This window comes from Enterobacter sp. SES19, assembly GCF_011765665.1.
Classification (GTDB): domain Bacteria; phylum Pseudomonadota; class Gammaproteobacteria; order Enterobacterales; family Enterobacteriaceae; genus Enterobacter; species Enterobacter pseudoroggenkampii.
This window is the reverse complement of sequence record NZ_CP050320.1, coordinates 2,238,310-2,255,677: the sequence shown is the minus strand read 5'-3', so window position 1 is coordinate 2,255,677 and position 17,368 is coordinate 2,238,310. Positions and strand designations below refer to the sequence as shown.

The 17,368-nt window shown below is 49.3% G+C and carries 17 protein-coding genes; 13 read left to right on the top strand and 4 right to left on the bottom strand.

Annotated elements, in window-relative coordinates:
- Positions 1-8: 8 nt before the first annotated feature.
- From GXP72_RS10740 to GXP72_RS10720, 5 genes are all read left to right on the top strand, one after another.
- Positions 9-1,118 (top strand): efflux RND transporter periplasmic adaptor subunit, encoded by a 1,110-nt coding sequence (locus GXP72_RS10740; protein WP_208763858.1) that lies wholly within the window; start codon positions 9-11, stop codon positions 1,116-1,118.
- Positions 1,115-4,204, top strand: coding sequence for an efflux RND transporter permease subunit (locus tag GXP72_RS10735; RefSeq protein WP_208763857.1), 3,090 nt, complete (start codon positions 1,115-1,117; stop codon positions 4,202-4,204). The genes GXP72_RS10740 and GXP72_RS10735 overlap by 4 nt, the downstream gene beginning before the upstream one ends.
- A gap of 34 nt (positions 4,205-4,238) precedes the next feature.
- Positions 4,239-4,832 (top strand): TetR/AcrR family transcriptional regulator, encoded by a 594-nt coding sequence (locus GXP72_RS10730; RefSeq protein ID WP_024908017.1) that lies wholly within the window; start codon positions 4,239-4,241, stop codon positions 4,830-4,832.
- Between the two features lie 74 nt (positions 4,833-4,906).
- Positions 4,907-5,506: an NAD(P)H-dependent oxidoreductase gene (locus GXP72_RS10725; RefSeq protein WP_208763856.1), complete on the top strand. Its 600-nt coding sequence runs from the start codon at positions 4,907-4,909 to the stop codon at positions 5,504-5,506.
- Positions 5,507-5,790: 284 nt separating this feature from the next.
- Positions 5,791-6,333, top strand: a complete 543-nt coding sequence (locus tag GXP72_RS10720) for a cysteine hydrolase family protein (RefSeq protein WP_208763855.1) — start codon at positions 5,791-5,793, stop codon at positions 6,331-6,333.
- A 63-nt stretch (positions 6,334-6,396) separates the two neighbouring features.
- Here GXP72_RS10720 and GXP72_RS10715 read toward each other — a convergent pair whose 3' ends face one another.
- Positions 6,397-6,873, bottom strand: a complete 477-nt coding sequence (locus GXP72_RS10715) for a WbuC family cupin fold metalloprotein (RefSeq protein ID WP_157189111.1) — start codon at positions 6,871-6,873, stop codon at positions 6,397-6,399.
- A gap of 142 nt (positions 6,874-7,015) precedes the next feature.
- Entirely contained in the window at positions 7,016-7,741 is a 726-nt protein-coding gene (locus tag GXP72_RS10710) for a DUF1963 domain-containing protein (RefSeq protein WP_244319948.1), read from the bottom strand.
- 173 nt (positions 7,742-7,914) lie between these two features.
- On the opposite strand from GXP72_RS10710, the gene GXP72_RS10705 reads away from it, so the two are divergent.
- A complete protein-coding gene (locus GXP72_RS10705) occupies positions 7,915-8,385 on the top strand; it encodes a hypothetical protein (protein ID WP_024908022.1) in 471 nt (156 codons plus the stop codon).
- A gap of 47 nt (positions 8,386-8,432) precedes the next feature.
- On the opposite strand, the gene GXP72_RS10700 is transcribed toward GXP72_RS10705, so the two are convergent.
- Complete coding sequence (locus GXP72_RS10700) at positions 8,433-9,356, bottom strand: LysR substrate-binding domain-containing protein (protein WP_208763854.1); 924 nt, start codon at positions 9,354-9,356, stop codon at positions 8,433-8,435.
- A 24-nt stretch (positions 9,357-9,380) separates the two neighbouring features.
- Complete coding sequence (locus GXP72_RS10695) at positions 9,381-9,917, bottom strand: MarR family transcriptional regulator (protein ID WP_048993110.1); 537 nt, start codon at positions 9,915-9,917, stop codon at positions 9,381-9,383.
- A 132-nt stretch (positions 9,918-10,049) separates the two neighbouring features.
- Here GXP72_RS10695 and GXP72_RS10690 point away from each other — a divergent pair, with 132 nt between their 5' ends.
- The 7 genes from GXP72_RS10690 (at position 10,050) to GXP72_RS10660 (ending at position 17,210) form a co-directional block, all read left to right on the top strand.
- On the top strand, positions 10,050-11,207 hold the full coding sequence (locus tag GXP72_RS10690) for an MFS transporter (protein ID WP_208763853.1): 1,158 nt from the start codon (positions 10,050-10,052) through the stop codon (positions 11,205-11,207).
- Positions 11,208-11,289: 82 nt separating this feature from the next.
- Complete coding sequence (locus GXP72_RS10685; RefSeq protein WP_148769415.1) at positions 11,290-11,727, top strand: VOC family protein; 438 nt, start codon at positions 11,290-11,292, stop codon at positions 11,725-11,727.
- Positions 11,728-12,379: 652 nt separating this feature from the next.
- On the top strand, positions 12,380-13,396 hold the full coding sequence (locus GXP72_RS10680; RefSeq protein WP_208763852.1) for a 3-oxoacyl-[acyl-carrier-protein] synthase III C-terminal domain-containing protein: 1,017 nt from the start codon (positions 12,380-12,382) through the stop codon (positions 13,394-13,396).
- Position 13,397: 1 nt separating this feature from the next.
- Entirely contained in the window at positions 13,398-15,125 is a 1,728-nt protein-coding gene (locus GXP72_RS10675) for an HAD-IIIC family phosphatase (RefSeq protein WP_208763851.1), read from the top strand.
- Position 15,126: 1 nt separating this feature from the next.
- Positions 15,127-15,363, top strand: coding sequence for a hypothetical protein (locus tag GXP72_RS10670; RefSeq protein ID WP_090417092.1), 237 nt, complete (start codon positions 15,127-15,129; stop codon positions 15,361-15,363).
- Entirely contained in the window at positions 15,341-16,081 is a 741-nt protein-coding gene (locus GXP72_RS10665; RefSeq protein WP_208763850.1) for a hypothetical protein, read from the top strand. Before GXP72_RS10670 ends, GXP72_RS10665 begins: the two co-directional genes overlap by 23 nt.
- A complete protein-coding gene (locus GXP72_RS10660; RefSeq protein ID WP_208763849.1) occupies positions 16,065-17,210 on the top strand; it encodes an alpha/beta hydrolase in 1,146 nt (381 codons plus the stop codon). Before GXP72_RS10665 ends, GXP72_RS10660 begins: the two co-directional genes overlap by 17 nt.
- Positions 17,211-17,368: the final 158 nt, after the last annotated feature.

The window sequence follows — 17,368 nt, the reverse complement described above, 5'->3', positions numbered from 1 at the left end:
GGTTTCCCATGCTCAGGCTCACTTCAGCCCGCGTTGCCGTTTGTCTCCTGCCGTTTGCCCTGGTGGCATGCGGCGATATTTCCGCGAGTGACGATCCGCGCACAAAGCCACCGCTCGTCAGATCCGCTTCCGTCGAGCTTGCGAACAATACCGCCCGCGCCTTCACGGGCGTTGTGGTCGCAAGAACGCAAAGCGATTTGGGTTTCAGGGTTCAGGGAAAAATCCTTGAGCGACTGGTTGATACGGGGCAGACCGTCAAACAGGGCCAGCCCTTACTGCGCCTGGATCCCGTTGACCTGAAATTACAGGCTCAGGCGCAGCAGCGCGCGGTAGATGCTGCCCAGGCGCGCACGCGAAAAGCCTCCAGCGATGAAGCGCGCTATCGCGGCCTTGTGGCATCCGGCGCCGTATCTGCCTCGGAATATGACCAGATCAAAGCGGCGGCCGATACGGCCAGGGCCGATCTCAGCGCCGCCCGGGCACAGGCCAACGTGGCGCAAAACGCCACGGGCTATGCCGTACTGCTGGCGGATTCAGACGGCGTGGTCATGGAGACGCTCGCCGAGCCGGGTCAGGTCGTCAGTGCCGGACAGGTGGTGATCAGGCTCGCCAGAGCGGGACAACGCGAAGCGCTCGTGCAGCTTCCGGAAACGCTGCGCCCTGCCGTCGGCAGCGAGGCGCAGGCCACCCTTTATGGAAAAGAAGAAAACCCGGTCACCGCAACGCTGCGCCTGCTGTCTGACTCTGCCGATGCCGCGACCCGCACGTATGAAGCCCGCTACGTGCTGGATGGCCTGCTGGCAAACGCGCCGCTGGGGGCGACCGTCACGCTGAACATTCAGGACAATAAAGCGGAAGGTCAGGTCATGCAGGTTCCGCTGGCTTCACTCTATGATGCAGGAAAAGGTCCCGGCGTCTGGCGTATTTCCGCCCAGCCGGCAAAAGTCGCATGGACGCCCGTCAAGGTACTGAGCGTGGGTGAAGATGCGGTGCAGGTCACGGGCGGCGTGAAGCCCGGTGAGAAAATTGTTGCGTTAGGCGCCCATCTTCTGCACGAAGGTGAGGTCGTCAGGCTTGCTAAACAACGCAATGCCGCCCTGACGGAGAACACGCCATGAGCGGAAGCCGCTTCAACCTGTCAGCGCTGGCCGTCCGCGAACGTTCCATCACGCTGTTTCTGATCGTTCTGGTCACCATTGCCGGAATTTACGCCTTCTTTGGGCTCGGACGCGCGGAAGATCCGCCCTTCACGGTAAAGCAAATGACGGTGATAACCGTCTGGCCTGGCGCCACCGCGCAGGAGATCCAGGATCAGGTCGCCGAACCGCTGGAAAAGCGCCTGCAGGAGCTCAAATGGTATGACCGTACCGAAACCTATACCCGTCCCGGCATGGCGTTTATCACGTTGTCATTGCAGGACAAGACCCCGCCTGCCGAAGTGCAGGAGGAGTTCTATCAGGCGCGTAAGAAGCTTGGAGATGAAACTCAACGTCTTCCGGCGGGCGTCATCGGCCCGATGATCAATGACGAATTCTCGGATGTCACCTTTGCCCTATTTGCCCTGAAAGCGAAAGGCGAACCGCAGCGACAGCTGGTACGTGATGCCGAAGGCCTGCGCCAGCAGCTTCTGCACGTTCCCGGCGTGAAGAAAGTGAACATTATCGGCGAACAGGCCGAGCGGATTTATATCTCCTTCTCCCATGACCGTCTGGCGACGATAGGGCTCTCACCCCAGGATATTTTCAATGCGCTCAACAGCCAGAACGCGTTAACCGCGGCGGGTTCCATTGAGACCCGTGGCGCGCAAATTTTTATCCGCCTGGACGGCGCGTTCGATGAACTGCAGAAAATCCGCGATACGCCTTTTGTTGCTCAGGGCAAAACGCTCAAGCTGTCCGACGTGGCAACGGTTGAGCGAGGCTACGAAGATCCCCCGACGATGCTGATACGTAATCAGCATGAACCCGCCCTTCTGCTGGGCATCGTGATGCGCGAAGGCTGGAACGGTCTGGCGCTGGGTAAAGCGCTGGATGCGGAAACGGCAAAAATCAATGATAGCCTGCCGCTTGGCATGTCCCTGACCAAAGTTACCGACCAGTCCGTGAATATTCGCTCGTCGGTCGATGAGTTCATGATTAAATTCTTCGTCGCCCTGCTTGTGGTCATGGTGGTGTGTTTTGTCAGCATGGGCTGGCGCGTGGGGGTGGTGGTTGCGGCGGCGGTCCCGCTGACGCTGGCGGTCGTCTTCGTGGTGATGGAAGCCGCGGGAATAAACTTTGACCGCGTGACATTGGGCTCCCTGATCCTCGCCCTCGGCCTGCTGGTTGACGATGCGATTATCGCTATCGAAATGATGGTGGTAAAAATGGAGGAAGGTTACGACAGAATCAAAGCCTCGGCCTTCGCCTGGAGCCATACCGCCGCGCCCATGCTGGCCGGAACCCTGGTGACGGCCATTGGCTTTATGCCGAATGGTTTTGCCCAGTCGACCGCCGGGGAATACACCAGCAATATGTTCTGGATTGTCGGCCTCGCCCTGATTGCATCGTGGTTTGTCGCGGTGGTGTTCACGCCCTATCTTGGGGTGAAGATCCTGCCGGCGATCCCCAAAGTAGAAGGCGGTCATGCCGCCATCTATAACACGCCTCGCTATAACCGTTTTCGCCAGCTGCTTGGCCGCGTTATCGCCAGGAAATGGCGGGTGGCCGGCGCTGTGGTCGCCATATTCATCCTGGCCGTGCTCGGCATGGGGCTGGTAAAAAAACAATTTTTCCCGACCTCCGATCGCCCGGAAGTGCTGGTTGAAGTGCAGATGCCCTACGGCACCTCGATAGCGCAAACCAGCGCCGCAACGGCAAAAATAGAAGCGTGGCTGGGCCAGCAGCCTGAAGCCAGAATTGTTACTGCCTATATTGGTCAGGGTTCGCCCCGCTTTTATCTGGCGATGGCGCCTGAACTGCCCGATCCGTCTTTTGCGAAAATCGTGATCCTGACGGACAGCGAGACGTCACGCGAGGCGCTCAAGCTCCGGCTGAGAGAAGCGGTCGCCAACGGCCTTGCGCCTGAAGCGCGCGTGCGGGTGACCCAGCTGGTGTTTGGCCCGTACTCGCCCTTCCCGGTTGCCTGGCGCGTGACGGGTCCGGATGTCGAACAGGTGCATGACATCGCTGATAAGGTGAAAGCCGTGCTCCAGGCAAGCCCGATGATGAGAACCGTCAACACCGACTGGGGGTCACGCGTTCCCGTATTGCATTTCACCCTCGATCAAAACCGCCTGCAGGCGACCGGCTTAACCTCCAGTGCCGTTGCCGAGCAGCTTCAGTTCCTGCTGTCAGGTGTGCCCGTCACCTCCGTGCGGGAAGATATTCGCTCGGTAGAGGTGATTGGCCGCGCGGCGGGAGATATCCGTCTTGACCCGGCAAAAATCGAGGGCTTTACCCTTGTCGGCAATGCGGGACAGCGCGTTCCGCTGTCTCAAATCGGCAAGATTGAGATTGGTATGGAAGATCCGATCCTGCGTCGTCGCGATCGCACCCCGACGATAACCGTGCGGGGGGATATCGCTAACAATCTTCAGCCACCGGATGTGTCGGTCGCCATCATGAAGCAGCTCCAGCCGATTGTTAATGGGCTGCCGGCCGGATACCGTATCGACATGGCGGGTTCGATTGAGGAATCGGGCAAAGCCACGCAGGCCATGTTGCCGCTGTTCCCGATCATGATTGCCCTGACGCTGCTGATCATCATTTTGCAGGTGCGCTCAATCTCAGCGATGGTGATGGTGTTCTTAACCGCTCCGCTGGGGCTGATTGGCGTGGTGCCTGTACTGTTGATTTTCAATCAGCCGTTTGGCATCAACGCGCTGGTCGGTTTGATCGCTCTTTCCGGCATTCTAATGCGCAATACGCTGATCCTGATCGGTCAAATCGATCATAACCAGAAGGACGGTCTCGAGCCGTTCCATGCGGTGGTTGAAGCGACGGTCCAGCGCGCCCGCCCGGTCCTGCTGACCGCCATGGCAGCCGTGCTGGCGTTCATTCCCCTGACGCATTCGGTGTTCTGGGGCACGCTGGCTTACACGCTAATCGGCGGAACGCTGGGCGGGACGATCATCACGCTCGTCTTCCTGCCCGCGATGTATGCGATATGGTTCCGGATCCGCCCTGTGGAACAACGCGTGCAGCGCCCCGCAGAAAGCGTGTAAACTACCATGAGTAGATAACAGTTTTGAGGAAAGTATGGTTGTTAAGCGCTTAAGAAAAGAGGACCGCCGCGTGCAGCTGCTCGAGGTTGCACGCGGAATCGTTCGCCAGCAAGGCACGGAGGCCTTGACGCTTGGCTACCTGGCCGAGCGGGCCAACGTGACCAAGCCTATCCCCTATGACCACTTTGGCGATCGTGAAGGGTTGCTGATGGCGCTGTACCAGGATTATAGCGATCGGCAGCTGGCGAAATTCCGTGAGACGCTGGCGGTCGACAGCAAAACGCTGGAAAAGACGATCCGCTTTTTCAGCGCCGCCTATATCGACTGCGCCATTACTGCCGGGCCTGAAACCGGGCCAATCGCGGCTGCGCTGTCCGGTTCCCACGCGTTGCAGACGTTTCGTGAGGCATGCGTGGCCGAATGTGCCGACTGCCTGCGTACCGCGCTTTCCCCTTTTATCGTCTTAAAAGGCGTTCAGGGGGAAGCGGTACTGACGGCCATCATTGGCGCGGCGGACGCGCTCAGCACCGCGGCGGGCAACGGCGTACTCGCCCGAAATATTGCGGAAGATATGCTCAGCGGCGCCATGACCGGCGTGCTGGAGACCTACGCGAATAGCACAAAATGATCGTCGGGGGCGGATTGACACCTAAGTTACCAATAGTAATATTGGTATCACTTCTCCCCCATTCTGAGGTCGCTATGTCTGCTATACCAGCCATTAATAACGCACTGATCGTGACGGCTCACCCTGTCGACAATTCATTATCCCATTCGCTGGCAACCCATATTGCCGGAAAATTACGCGAGCAAGGTACGCAGGTTGAAATCGCCGATCTGCATGCTGAAGGGTTTAATCCGGCCATGTCTCGCGCCGACCTTGATTTGTATCACGGCGATCCGAAAGCCCTTCCCGACGATATTCTGCGCGAGCAGCAGCGCGTCGAGCGAGCGGATATGCTGGTGTTTGTCTTCCCCGTGTACTGGTGGTCGGTCCCCGCGCTGTTGAAAGGCTGGTTCGATCGCGTATTAACCCTGAACTGGGCGTATAAGGTGGCCGACAACGGACGGATTGTGGGCAACTTACGGGATGTTCCCGTCCGCCTGATTGCCACTGGCGGCAGCGATCTCACCGGATTTGATAAACACGGCTATTCGACGGCGATTCAGACGCAGATTATCGAAGGCGTATTTGGCTTCTGCGGGTTGAAGAACGTTAAGCTCGATATCCTTTACCAGGCAGATACGGCGACGCCTGAGCAGGTTGAGGAATTCCTGAAAGGGCTCGGCAGTATTCAATAATATCATCCCGGCGCAACGCTAACGTTGCACCTACTGATGTTGGTGTATTGAAGAGAATCTCTCACCAGAGCTATAACTGTACGCGATAGTTACGCTAACAGCGAAATAAACAAAGGTCATTGCATGTATCAGTCAGTTCAGCCAACAACCACGCTCACCACCACCGGAACCTTCGGCGGCGTGAGTGTATCTGTAGCAAACGACTGACAAACAGAACCTCAATCCCCGCCACTCTGGACGGGGAAATATCTCTCCGTTCACCACCCTCTGAATGGAGAAATAAAATGGTTTCGTCTGACAATGCACTTCTGGTTATCGACATGCAGCAGGGCCTCTTCCGGGGCCCGGTTTCCCCCTGTTCCGCCGATGCCGTTCTGGAAAATATCCGTTTGTTAATCACCCACGCGCGACGCGCGCAGGTGCCCATCTTTTTTGCCCGCCATATTGGACCAGACGACTCCCCGCTCTCAGAGAAGGGCCCGTTAACACAGCTGATACCCGAGCTGGGCGTGAAGGAGCAGGATGTTGTTTTCACCAAGCGCTATCCCAGCTGTTTTAGGGATACGGTATTGCTGCGAGAACTTAATCAGCGAGGTGTCAAACAGCTGGTTATTGCCGGGATGAAAACAGAATTTTGCGTTGATACGACCTGTCGGGCCGCACCGGAGCTGGGTTTCAGGACGGTATTGATTTCTGATGCGCATACCACAATGGATAATGACTATTTATCCGCCAGCGACATTATTGCCCATCACAACAGCACCCTGGCAGGTCCGTTCGTGACGCTGTCGACTGCCCGCGACTGGCATTTTAATAGGGCGAGTTGAGCTGGCGGGTTCGTCTCTCTCTTCCCCGGTGCGCCTTTGCGCGCCGGGGACATGAGTGCACAATTACAGGGAAAAACCACCGTCACCCACCTGCGCCTGAGCGTACCATTTCATCAGCTCCGCGCTACCGGGTGCGTTCTCAGCCGGTGACCATGAGGCGGTATCGTGCTCAGGAACAGGCTGGTAGCCACCGTGTTTTACCTCAAAAATAACGCCGCCTTTATCCAGCGACAGCACGGCATGCCAGGTACCGGCATCCATCTCCAGCACTTTGCAGTCTTCACCTAACACCACGCGCTGGGTCACGTTACCGCTGTCATCAAAATTCAACACCAGAAAGCGACCGCTCAGCGCCGTCAGCAGTTCAAACGTGTGCGGGTGGCGATGGGGGCGAACATAGGTACCGGGTTCCATCGCGATGGCCAGGCGCTGCACCGGGTCGCTCAGCTCAGGGTGTAAATTGCGATGGGCGCGTAAGCGAGGAGAATTTGCGGCCTGCTCGCTTTGTTGCTGCAGGTCACTGAAAGTAATTTGTTTCATATACACCTTTGTGAATGGGGTCATCTGACGGCAACCCGATTGCCGCAAGACGTTATACCATCCTGAACGGTTGATGGGCGATGGCATTTGTGAAACAAATCGCTGCATGGATAAGCTTTCATATCTCCCGGCAGGAGGATCATCAGTAGAACTGACATGAAAATCGCCATTCCCCTTCTGATGACCGGTGAAAGTAACCGATACCATTATCCGCCCACATCCAGTTTACTTTTTCTTCCGACCCAACCTGAAAAACAAAATCGTCGATTCCCACACCGTGTTGTATCTCAGCCGGAAATCCCCCGACCTTGGTTCCCCTGTAGCGATTAAAGTCCTCAAAAAAACTATCACAGGCCTGCTCATCATCATTTAGGCAAGAGAGATCAATAATGTCCCAGGCATCTTCCCATCCAGGTGCATCGTCAATGACACTCAGCCATTGAACAGGAAACGCGCGATACGGAGTGTCCAATTCAGGCAATAACTGAAGCCCTTCAAGGGTGGCATACTCGCGGATTAACCATCCTTCACCGTGCGGTTCGTCAAAGGGATGTTGTTCCAAATTGTGGAATAACACCAGAAGGGCTATCCCCTTTAACTGGTCGGGAATAACAGGAAGCTCGTCGACCCGAATCTGAAGAAGCGGAAACATCGGCTTGCCCTTCCAGGTGGGTAATCCTTCATCTGCAAGAGAAACGCCCTTTAGAAACCAGGATGTCATGGGATCTTCAGACGGCCGGAACCCACCTACCTGCACGACCGATGCGGGTCTTAGTTTGGTCCGGAGTTCTTCTAAAACTGATGCACTCTCGAATTTCATGTTTGCTCGCTTTGTAGACTCTTTCTGCGTAGAAGTTTTACCACTCATTGTAAGGTAATCATCAGGCTCTAAGAAACGCATAGGATATTAAACCCTATGTTGAGTAAAACTCACATTGATTCCCACTATTTATCGTTTTTCAAAAGTGACGCCCCTGAAATACCATCCATTCATCCCTGGGATAGAAAAAATAAATAATACCAAGCCTGTATGGAGCACCTATGACACTCGATGTTTTATTCCATGTAATGAACATTATCTCGCCTCATAAATTTAGCGCCCAAGCAAATGTGCATGAGTTGATAACGTTACTTTCAACAGAAAAAGAAAGCTCAGAAGCGCTTTCACCTTTCATCCACCGACTGCACCTCCTCTCTTTCGCCCAAAGCAATCCGGGCAACGCCGAAGAGTTGCTCTCAGCGCATTTACCAAAAGAGGATGGGATCCTTCCGCTGCTTGACTTTGCGCAGTGGCCAAAGGTGCATTACGCCGCGTCAGGCGAAGCTCAGACGCGTGAATCCGAGGAGTATTTCCGTGCCATGACCTCGGCTGCCAATCTGTTACGCACTGCGCTGATCGATGCTGAACGTGCAAAAGGGACGCCTGCGCTTTATATTCTCGATAAATTACTTAACCTGAACAGCGCCCTGCCGGAAAGATATAAAAAGATGGCGAATATTCCCTACGCATAAATACGCTCAATAAGAGGAATATCCCATAATAAATATTCCGCTATTTATTAAACCCGCTTTTCATTGTAATCAAGACAGACGATATCCAAAGAAGGCACCACCGGCGCGTTAAGGTTAAGCCACGCCAGCAGCCGTTCAATACTCTGGCCTCTGAGCGAATTTTTGGGCCAGACAAGGTAGTAACCGTCCCCTGTTGCTATCGCCTCCCTGAAAGGCAGCGCGAGCAGGCCGCTTTTCAGCGCGTCGAGCGTGAGCCGGAGGTCGGCCATCGCCACGCCGTGTCCGTGCATGGCCGCAAGGCTTCCCTGCTCCAGGGTGTCGAACACGATTCCACCGCTCATGTCGAGGCCGGGGAATAAGCCCGTCCTTCTCAGCCAGCGCTTCCAGTCCCGTCTGTCCGGTGACGGATGAATAAGATCGCAATCTGGAAGCGTATGCCGGGCAGACTCCAGCAAAGACGGAGTACAAACGGGAATAAGCCATTCGCTGAAGAGCAGTCGACTCTCAGTTGACTCGCCGAAATAGCCGTTACCGAGGAGGATCGCACAATCGTAAGGCTCACGACTGAAATCAACCGTGTCGAAGTCCATCCAGACGCTGGCAATTTCGATTTTCGGCTTCGCGTGGTTCTCGCGGAAGGATTTAAGCACATCCAGAAGCCATCGCATCGTCAGCGAGCTGGGCGATTTAAGGCGCAGAAGGTGGTTTTCACTTTTGAATGCACGACAGGCCCACTCAATATTCGTGAAACTTTCGCTAAGCTGCCCGGCCAGAATACGTCCGGCATCGCTGACCTCCACTCTCGGCCCCTGTCGTTTAAACAGCTCGCAGTCGAACCACATTTCCAGCGTCTGGACATGCCTGCTGACCGCCCCCGGCGTGATATGGAGTGTTTCAGCGGCTTTGCTGAAGGAGTTCAACCGCGCAGCAACTTCAAAGGCGCGCAGGGCATACAGTGGCGGTAAAGACATACATTCCCTTTCTGTGAGGTTTAACTATGCAGTTTTTGTATTATCGGCACTCGGTGACTTGTCGCCCAGGTCCTCGGACGGAAACGTCAGCAGCAGCTCCCTCAGCAGGGACTCAAGCTGCGCGCGCTGCGCGTCAGACAAGTTGCTCAGCAGCGCATTTTGCGTCTGTGTGTGCACGATCAGCGCCTGTTCGATACGCTCCTGCCCGTGTGCCGTCAGGCTTACGAGGGTACTGCGCTTGTCATCCGGATCGGCAATTCGCCTGATAAGCCCTTGCTTTTCGAGATGGCTGAGCCGGTTCGTCATCGCCCCTGAGGTGATCAACAGCGATTTATACAGCTGTGTGGGGGAAAGGCAGTACGGTTCACCGGCGCGGCGCAGCGTGGCGAGCACGTCAAACTCGCCCTCGCGAAAACCAAACTGCGCCATCGCCTCCGCCCATTCTTTTCCCAGATGCTTCATCAGCCGGAGCATTCGGCCAAAAATTTTCATCGATGAGGCGTCCAGTTCCGGCATAGCACGGTTCCACTGGCCGACAACGAAGTCTACATGGTCTTTCATTTTCACCCCTGATGGCGTGGGTATTTATCCTGTTGTGCGGTACATCTTACGCAAAAACACATTTTATCTTAACGTTAAGATAAATGCTTGTGGCAATTTGCCCGGCCATTCACAACCGAAAAGGATCTCCTGTTGAAACGCACATCGCCTTTACTCTTCGCCGTTATCGCTTTTATCGTCGGGCTGAACCTGCGCCCCATTCTGGCCTCTGTCGGACCGTTGTTTTCCGTGCTGCAGCGCGAAGCGGGGCTAACGGCTACGCAATTTAGCCTGCTGACCACCCTGCCGGTCGCGATGATGGGACTGGCTGCCCTGTGTGGCCCCTGGCTTTTAGCCAGAGTCGGTGCCGTACGGGGAATTATGCTCGGGCTCTTCATCCTGCTTATGGCCTGTTTATTACGCGGTTTTAGCGCCTCACCGGAGAGTCTGATGGGCACCGCGTTACTGGGCGGGGCCAGTATCGGCATGATCCAGGCCTTAATGCCTGCCCTGATAAAAAAGGAATATACGCAAACGGCCAGCACGGTAATGTCGCTATTCAGCACGGGCATTATGGCCGGTGCGGCAGTCGCCGCCGCCAGCGCCGAGCCGTTGTTTTCATGGCTGACGCTGAAGCCCGCGCTGGCAATGGCCGGGCTGTTAGCGCTGCTGGCGCTGATACTGTGGTTAACCCTGGTTAAGCATCCTCAGGGGGAAAAAACAGCACCCGAAACCGTTACGCTCTCCTCCTCCCGTACGGCACTGCTGTTGCTCTTTTTCGGCGTGGGAACGGGAGCCTATACGCTGGTATTGGCCTGGCTGCCCCCGCTTTATATTCAGGCGGGATGGTCCGCACGCAGCAGCGGCTACATGCTGGCCTGGCTGACGTTAACCGAGGTTGTCGCAGGGTTTGCCGTCTCCGCGCTGATCGGTAAATTCCCCGACCGTCGCGTGCCGCTGATCGCCGTATTGTTGCTGCTGCTGGCGGGACTCCTGTGTCTGGTCTTTTCGCCGGGTACAACGCCGGTATTATCCACGCTACTGCTTGGCATCGGGATCGGCGCCCTCTTCCCGCTGTCGCTCATCGTTACGTTCGATCATGCGCGAACGCCCGCGCAGGCCGGGAAGTTACTGTCAAAAGTTCAGGGAGGTGGATACATGATCGCCGCGCTTATGCCGTTAATTGCGGGGATCGTTCGCGACAGTTCGGTCTCGCTGACCAGCGCATGGCTGATCATGAGTGCGGGAGTCGTGCTGCTGATCGTCATCGCGTTGAATTTTAAACCCGTCGTGGGCGTGCAGGCACGATGAATGCGATACCAGAATTGAGAGTCGTATTTCAACCAGTCGTAATATAAATTCAGGGTGAATTTCACCTCACGCAGGAGTAGATATGTCGCAGACGTTAGCGGGAATGGATGTCTTGTTTGTCGCCGGGTTCGGGCCAATTTCTCGGGATACGGAGTCCAGCACCGCGTTTTATGTCCAGACACTCGGCCTTCCGCTGAAGCCGATGGAGGGGAATACCGATTATCTGCTCACTGAAGAGGGCCAGCTGGCAGGCGTGAAGCATTTTGCCGTCTGGCCGCTCGCACAGGCGGCTATGTCATGTTTTGGCGAAGAACAGTGGCCTGCAGAGCACCCGATACCGCAGGGATGGGTTGAATACGAAGTACAGGATCTCGATTCTGCTACCCGTATTCTGAGTGAAAAAGGCTATCGGTTACTGGTGGCTAACCGTATGGAACCGTGGGGGCAAACCGTCACTCGCCTGCTCAGCCCGGAAGGCTTGCTTACCGGGCTGACGATTACGCCGTGGTTGCGGGGATAATGTCTTATAGCGCGAAGCAGACTTGCATAAGGGCAATGTCTGCTTTGAGCGCGCGTGGACCAGGCAATGAACCGCTAAATATAGCGGTTTTTTCTTAATATTAAATAAGCTCTCACCTGTTTTCGAACCATCCGGATTATCTATAAAAATTTAGGAATTGACTCTTATTGTTCAATCCGCGCGGAGATCGTTCGGGTTTAATATTGTATTGCTGATGTTAAATCTATCGTAACTACATTTGTTAGTTATAACGCTAACTCACCCTCTGCTTATAAAAAGCTTGCACCTCGCAATCGCTAAAGCCTGTTAAAAAGTTAACATCTGGTGTTGCAATCATTTCCGACAAATTGTTTTTATAACTCATTCAACCGGCAAGTTTCTGCCCTCTTTCAACAAGATGTTAAAGCTAAATATAACACAGTAAGATGTGTGATGAATTACATTACTAACTAACTATTTAATAGCGGAAGTTTTTCTTAATTGAGCACGAGCAGGAAATCTGTCGCCACATATAATTAACAATTCCTTTTCATTTCATTATATAAGTTTCACAATGGAATATTTAGTTAGCTAAATATAAATTTTTTTAATGCTTTACATTTTTTTTAATCAAGAGTATTACTTTTTAACGCCATATATAGATGAGGAATGGATGATGCATATATCGTATATTGATACGTACTTACCAGGATGTAATATCAACAATGAAGAGCTTGGGAGTAGATTAAACTTCAAACCTCAGTTAATAGAAAAATTATTTGGGAACTATGGGCGTCACTTCTCAACCAATCTAAAAACGGGAGAGAACACAGCATCGTGCACTGATTTAATACACTTAATGATGCAAAAGCTTATTTCGTTAAATGATAATGGAATGAGGGACATTGATTTTGTTCTGGTATCAACAGCTACTCCTGACTTGCTTTTACCCACAAGCATCAATGAAGCGTGTAACATGATAGGGTTCAAAAATATTGAGACCTACCAAATCATTGGTGGTTGCTCTGGTGCCGTACAAGCATTAAAGATGGCTGATTATATGCTCAAAAGTGGCCTGCACCATAAAGGGTTAGTAATTGGCGTCGAATGTTCAAACAAGTTCCTCAATCTATTTGATGAAACCAAGACTAAAGTTGAACCGAAAGAAATGGTTAACTACTGTCTGTTTGGTGATGGCGTTGGTGGTTGTATTGTTAGCTCTGAAAGAACTTCGGGTTCTGTCTATGTGAAGGGTATTGATTACAAATACAATGGATTGCAGGAAAAAATTGGCCAACTGGCTAACTGGAGCGGCTCAAGGAAAGATTTTGATGATGGGCAACCTATGCTTAAAGAGGAATATAAATTAATTGAATGTTTAGTCCCTAAATTAACAAATGAGACATATACTGAGTTAAAAAACAAATACTCATCCAAACGAGACATCAGATGGTTTATGCCTCCTCAGCTGTCCGGACGTATGGTTAATAATATTTGTAATGGCATGAACATTCATGAGAGTAAAATCCTTTCGCTTGTTCATGAGATCGGTAATTGCGCAAATGCAGCTTTGTATTTTCAACTGAAAGAGTTTTTTGATCTATCAGATGAAGGCGATGAAGGGATTGCCATATCAATCGAATCATCACGGTGGTTATCTTCTGGTTTATATTTAAAAAAGGAATATTAAAATGAACCTCGACTTATTGAAAAAAATAAGAGAAGAGAAAACAAAAAACTATAATGGAATGAAAAAAATAAATAGTCTTTTCTTATGTAACCTCAGTCACAAAGCTGGGCTTTCTCTCATGAAGCATGGCGCTTCAGCGCTTGGTGTATTTCTTGATTTTATAGATATTGAATACAGTGATTTCTTTACCCTTCTAAATTTCAAAAAGGAAGATCTAAAGAGTTACAACCTTCAGAATATATATATTCTTTTGGATGAAAACTACTATCTTGATGAGTTTGGTCATTGCGAGGACATTGCATTAGCCAGACAGAACCTTTCAAAATTAAAAGATGAAATTAACGCCTCTCTGAAGATACTAGAGGAGTTGACTTGCAATAAAATAGACATTGTAATTTCAACTCTTTATTTAAACAGTGAGTGCATAAATGAATATATAAGTTTAGATGAAAGGAACGCACTGTCCGATTTGGTTTTTGACTTCAATATGTTTCTTGCTAAAAAGAGGGATGAAAGCAAGCACAGCATACACCTCGTAAGCATGGCAGGGTTTAGAGGTAAAAGCATTGAGAATATATATTCTGAACACAACACAGTAGCCAGTTTAGATTACCTCAATTTCTTTAGTGAAAAATCAATAAGTTACCTTCGTTTAAGCGAAGGTAAATCATTAAAGTGCATAATCACAGACCTGGATAACACTGTTTGGGGAGGTGTAGCTGCTGAGGGAGAGTATGAGAATAATGACTTGTACAACCAGGGAGCTTACAGGAAATACCAAAAGTGGTTGAAATGCATGCACAGACAAGGTGTTATCCTCTCAATATCCAGTAAAAATGATTTTCATGTAATAAAAGACTTTTTCTCAGAAAAGACACACGCGCTGGAAATTCAGTGGTCGGACTTTTCGTTCCCTGAGATAAACTGGGATAATAAAAGTGATAATATTTTAAAAATATGCAAAAACCTTAACTTAAGCCCTGAGCATGTTCTTTTTGTAGATGATAGTGATTTTGAGTTAGAGGAAGTAACCAACGCCATACCTAACATTAATACATTCCACTTTTCTAAAAATATAGATGAAAACATATTCAAGTTAGTTAATAGCGATTTTTTTATTAAAGGTTCAATCACTTTAGAAGACCGCCTCAGGAATGAAAGCTTTGCCAATAACATTAAAAGAGATGAGTTTTATAAGAGCAATAATTCCAAAGACGATTTTTTAAAAAACATATCCATGGAATTATCTGTCAGTAATTGTACCCCAGAGAATCACCCCAGAACTTCCGATCTAACTATGCGTACCAATCAGTTTAACCTGACAACCATGCGAATGGATACCACAGATGTTCAAAATTACGTGTCGGAATATTCAGGACAAATATTGCTTTTCAGATTCAGTGATAGATTTGGTAGTTATGGGATCATTGGCGCCTCATTTATAAAAATTGAAGCAGACGCATGTTTGATCGAAAACATTGTCTTGAGTTGCAGAGCATTTGAACGAGGGGTGGAGTTTGCAATCATAAAATCCATAGGTTCTTTTGCTTCAGCAGAAGGTTGTTCTAAACTAATCGGCAGCTTCATTGAAACGATTAAAAATAAAAAATTCAAGAATTTTTATACTGAATGTGGCTTTGGAAAAATTAGCAATAATATATTTAGCATAGACATTGATGATCTTGATGTTTCTGAAAAATGTAAAAATATCACTATACTAAGGAGTTAAAATGGAACCCAATGAATTTATTGATTTTCTTAATCAAAAAACTGGCATGAATTTGAAGCATGACCAGGTTGACACCGATTTGACTCAAATCGCTGAGTGGGATTCATTGACCTTTGTATATACAATAATGGAACTGGAATTCAGAAATAGCATCACCTTAAATGTTGAAAAAATATTAAAATGCAACACCTTGCGTAAGATATTAAAGGTTGTAAATGATGAAATACAAAAAAATTGATAGCAACAGAAAGCAAACTCTTATTTTCCTGGAACTGGCTAAAGCCATCAGAGGTGTTGCATTAATAGATGAAATAAAATCCCATCGACAATACACAAAATATGCCACATCACTCCTTATTAAGTCGATTAGTGACGCTCTTGATGAGGAACGACATCTAAATTGCATGATTAAATACGGAAGCGACAATAAACTGATCGAATTACAAGATATATCTGCGAGATTGACCGTATCATACGAAAACGATGGTCTATCGACTGGAGTCTACTCTTCTGTTATCACCAACACAAATAATATGTCTACGTTAGAAGTATACAGAGCCATATCTGATTTGAAAAGCAAAGGAATAAGCAGTTTTGATGACTCAAAACGAATTAGGATGTTACAGAGATTGCCATATTTTTTTGCAAAATGGGTTTCGAAGTTGATTTTTTACTTTCGTCCTGCCGTTCAACGTGATTTTTTCAGGAGCTTTACTGTCACCTCTTTAGGGAAAAAAAGTTTAAAATTATGCATCCCTATATCAGGCTCAACATTTACATTTCAATTAGGATCCCCAAAAATTTTAGATGCAGATGAGTGCTTGTTTAATATTGTCATGATCTACGATCATCGAGTTATTGATGGCATTCAAGCTTCAAATCTGCTGGACAAGATAAAAACCTTTTATTCTAAACATTTAAATGATTTAGGGCAAACAGATGTATTCGTTGAATGAATGTAAGAAATTTGTCTCTTTGCATGCTAAGACATTAAACCTCGGGAAGGATTTTACTAATTCATTATCCCTAATCACTACGCTATCCGACGACTCACCCCATGGTTGGGCAAGAGTGTTTTCAGAGGAGGCTGACAAACAATTAAAGAAAAATCAAACGGAGAAAGCTTTAGGTTACTTAAATATTGCACGATTCCCGTATGCAGATACTCCAGTCCAAAAAGAAGCATATAAACGCTATCTTTCACTATTCCATAAAGAATACGTAGAAACAGGCTTTCTGGAATCGAAGAAGACAGATAATGGAAAATCAAGCTTCTATTACAAAAAGGGAAAGTCAAAAGTCACAGTTATCATTTGCGGAGGAATAATCTCTCTTAAAGAACAATGGATTCGGGCATTAAAAACCTTCAATAAGTTGGGGTGTTCAGTAGTGCTGTATGAAATGCCCGGCGTAGGTGAAAATCGCGAAGCCTACGATAATAAATCACTTAATCTATTCTCGCACATCATTGATTCGATAGGTTTTTCTGATGATGAAATATGCCATGTTGTAGGAATAAGCTTTAGTGGTTATTTTGCATTAAAAGATACCTGCACTGACGCAAGAATTAAATCAATAACTATGACAGGAACACCGCTTGTGGATTTTTTCCACGACCGTCAGTCTTTTGACAGGTCACCGGAAATTACTAAAGATATACTTGCATATTTGATTTCCCAAAAACACCCCTTAAAATATTCGCAAAACTCGCTTTATAACTTCCTGGACGAGCACTTCCCAAGAATTAACATTATTAGAAATGATATAGCCATTTACTACTCGCAAAGTAAATTTGATGAGGTTATTTCTGCCAATGAAGTGCAGGCATTAGTCAAAGGTTTTGATGATATTTATTTACTTTTGTTACCTGATGAGCATGGCTCACCAAAATTTTACAAAGTTGTCTTTATGTTCGTTTTATGGAGTATATCAAAAACCATCAATGCCAATTGGTTTGTACCTCAAATGCTAAGAGCGGGGATACATTTACTATATGTTATCCTTTTAATAAAAAATGCTTTCCCTTGCAAACATAAAGAGTCTGCGGGCACAGAGATACCGTCAGTTCAGGGGGAAAATATATAAAGAGTCAGTGGTATTTTGCAACGATCATGAACGGGAATGCGCTGGCTTCTGCTTACTCTCCCATGGCACGTAGCGGACCGCCTGAAGTGCCGAGCGGTCTGCGATGAGCGAGAAGCAAACATCAGTAATAGTCATACGGTCAGTCACCTGACATACAC

Excerpts from the sequence above, each read along its gene's own strand:
- GXP72_RS10725 (WP_208763856.1), top strand. The coding sequence starts at position 4,907 with ATGTCTGCTATACCAGCCATTAATAACGCACTGATCGTGACGGCTCAC.
- GXP72_RS10660 (WP_208763849.1), top strand. The coding sequence starts at position 16,065 with ATGTATTCGTTGAATGAATGTAAGAAATTTGTCTCTTTGCATGCTAAG.
- GXP72_RS10740 (WP_208763858.1), top strand. The coding sequence starts at position 9 with ATGCTCAGGCTCACTTCAGCCCGCGTTGCCGTTTGTCTCCTGCCGTTT.
- GXP72_RS10680 (WP_208763852.1), top strand. The coding sequence starts at position 12,380 with ATGATGCATATATCGTATATTGATACGTACTTACCAGGATGTAATATC.
- GXP72_RS10705 (WP_024908022.1), top strand. The coding sequence starts at position 7,915 with ATGACACTCGATGTTTTATTCCATGTAATGAACATTATCTCGCCTCAT.
- GXP72_RS10710 (WP_244319948.1), bottom strand. The coding sequence starts at position 7,741 with ATGAGTGGTAAAACTTCTACGCAGAAAGAGTCTACAAAGCGAGCAAAC.
- GXP72_RS10720 (WP_208763855.1), top strand. The coding sequence starts at position 5,791 with ATGGTTTCGTCTGACAATGCACTTCTGGTTATCGACATGCAGCAGGGC.
- GXP72_RS10735 (WP_208763857.1), top strand. The coding sequence starts at position 1,115 with ATGAGCGGAAGCCGCTTCAACCTGTCAGCGCTGGCCGTCCGCGAACGT.
- GXP72_RS10670 (WP_090417092.1), top strand. The coding sequence starts at position 15,127 with ATGGAACCCAATGAATTTATTGATTTTCTTAATCAAAAAACTGGCATG.
- GXP72_RS10695 (WP_048993110.1), bottom strand. The coding sequence starts at position 9,917 with ATGAAAGACCATGTAGACTTCGTTGTCGGCCAGTGGAACCGTGCTATG.
- GXP72_RS10685 (WP_148769415.1), top strand. The coding sequence starts at position 11,290 with ATGTCGCAGACGTTAGCGGGAATGGATGTCTTGTTTGTCGCCGGGTTC.
- GXP72_RS10715 (WP_157189111.1), bottom strand. The coding sequence starts at position 6,873 with ATGAAACAAATTACTTTCAGTGACCTGCAGCAACAAAGCGAGCAGGCC.
- GXP72_RS10700 (WP_208763854.1), bottom strand. The coding sequence starts at position 9,356 with ATGTCTTTACCGCCACTGTATGCCCTGCGCGCCTTTGAAGTTGCTGCG.
- GXP72_RS10665 (WP_208763850.1), top strand. The coding sequence starts at position 15,341 with ATGATGAAATACAAAAAAATTGATAGCAACAGAAAGCAAACTCTTATT.
- GXP72_RS10730 (WP_024908017.1), top strand. The coding sequence starts at position 4,239 with ATGGTTGTTAAGCGCTTAAGAAAAGAGGACCGCCGCGTGCAGCTGCTC.
- GXP72_RS10675 (WP_208763851.1), top strand. The coding sequence starts at position 13,398 with ATGAACCTCGACTTATTGAAAAAAATAAGAGAAGAGAAAACAAAAAAC.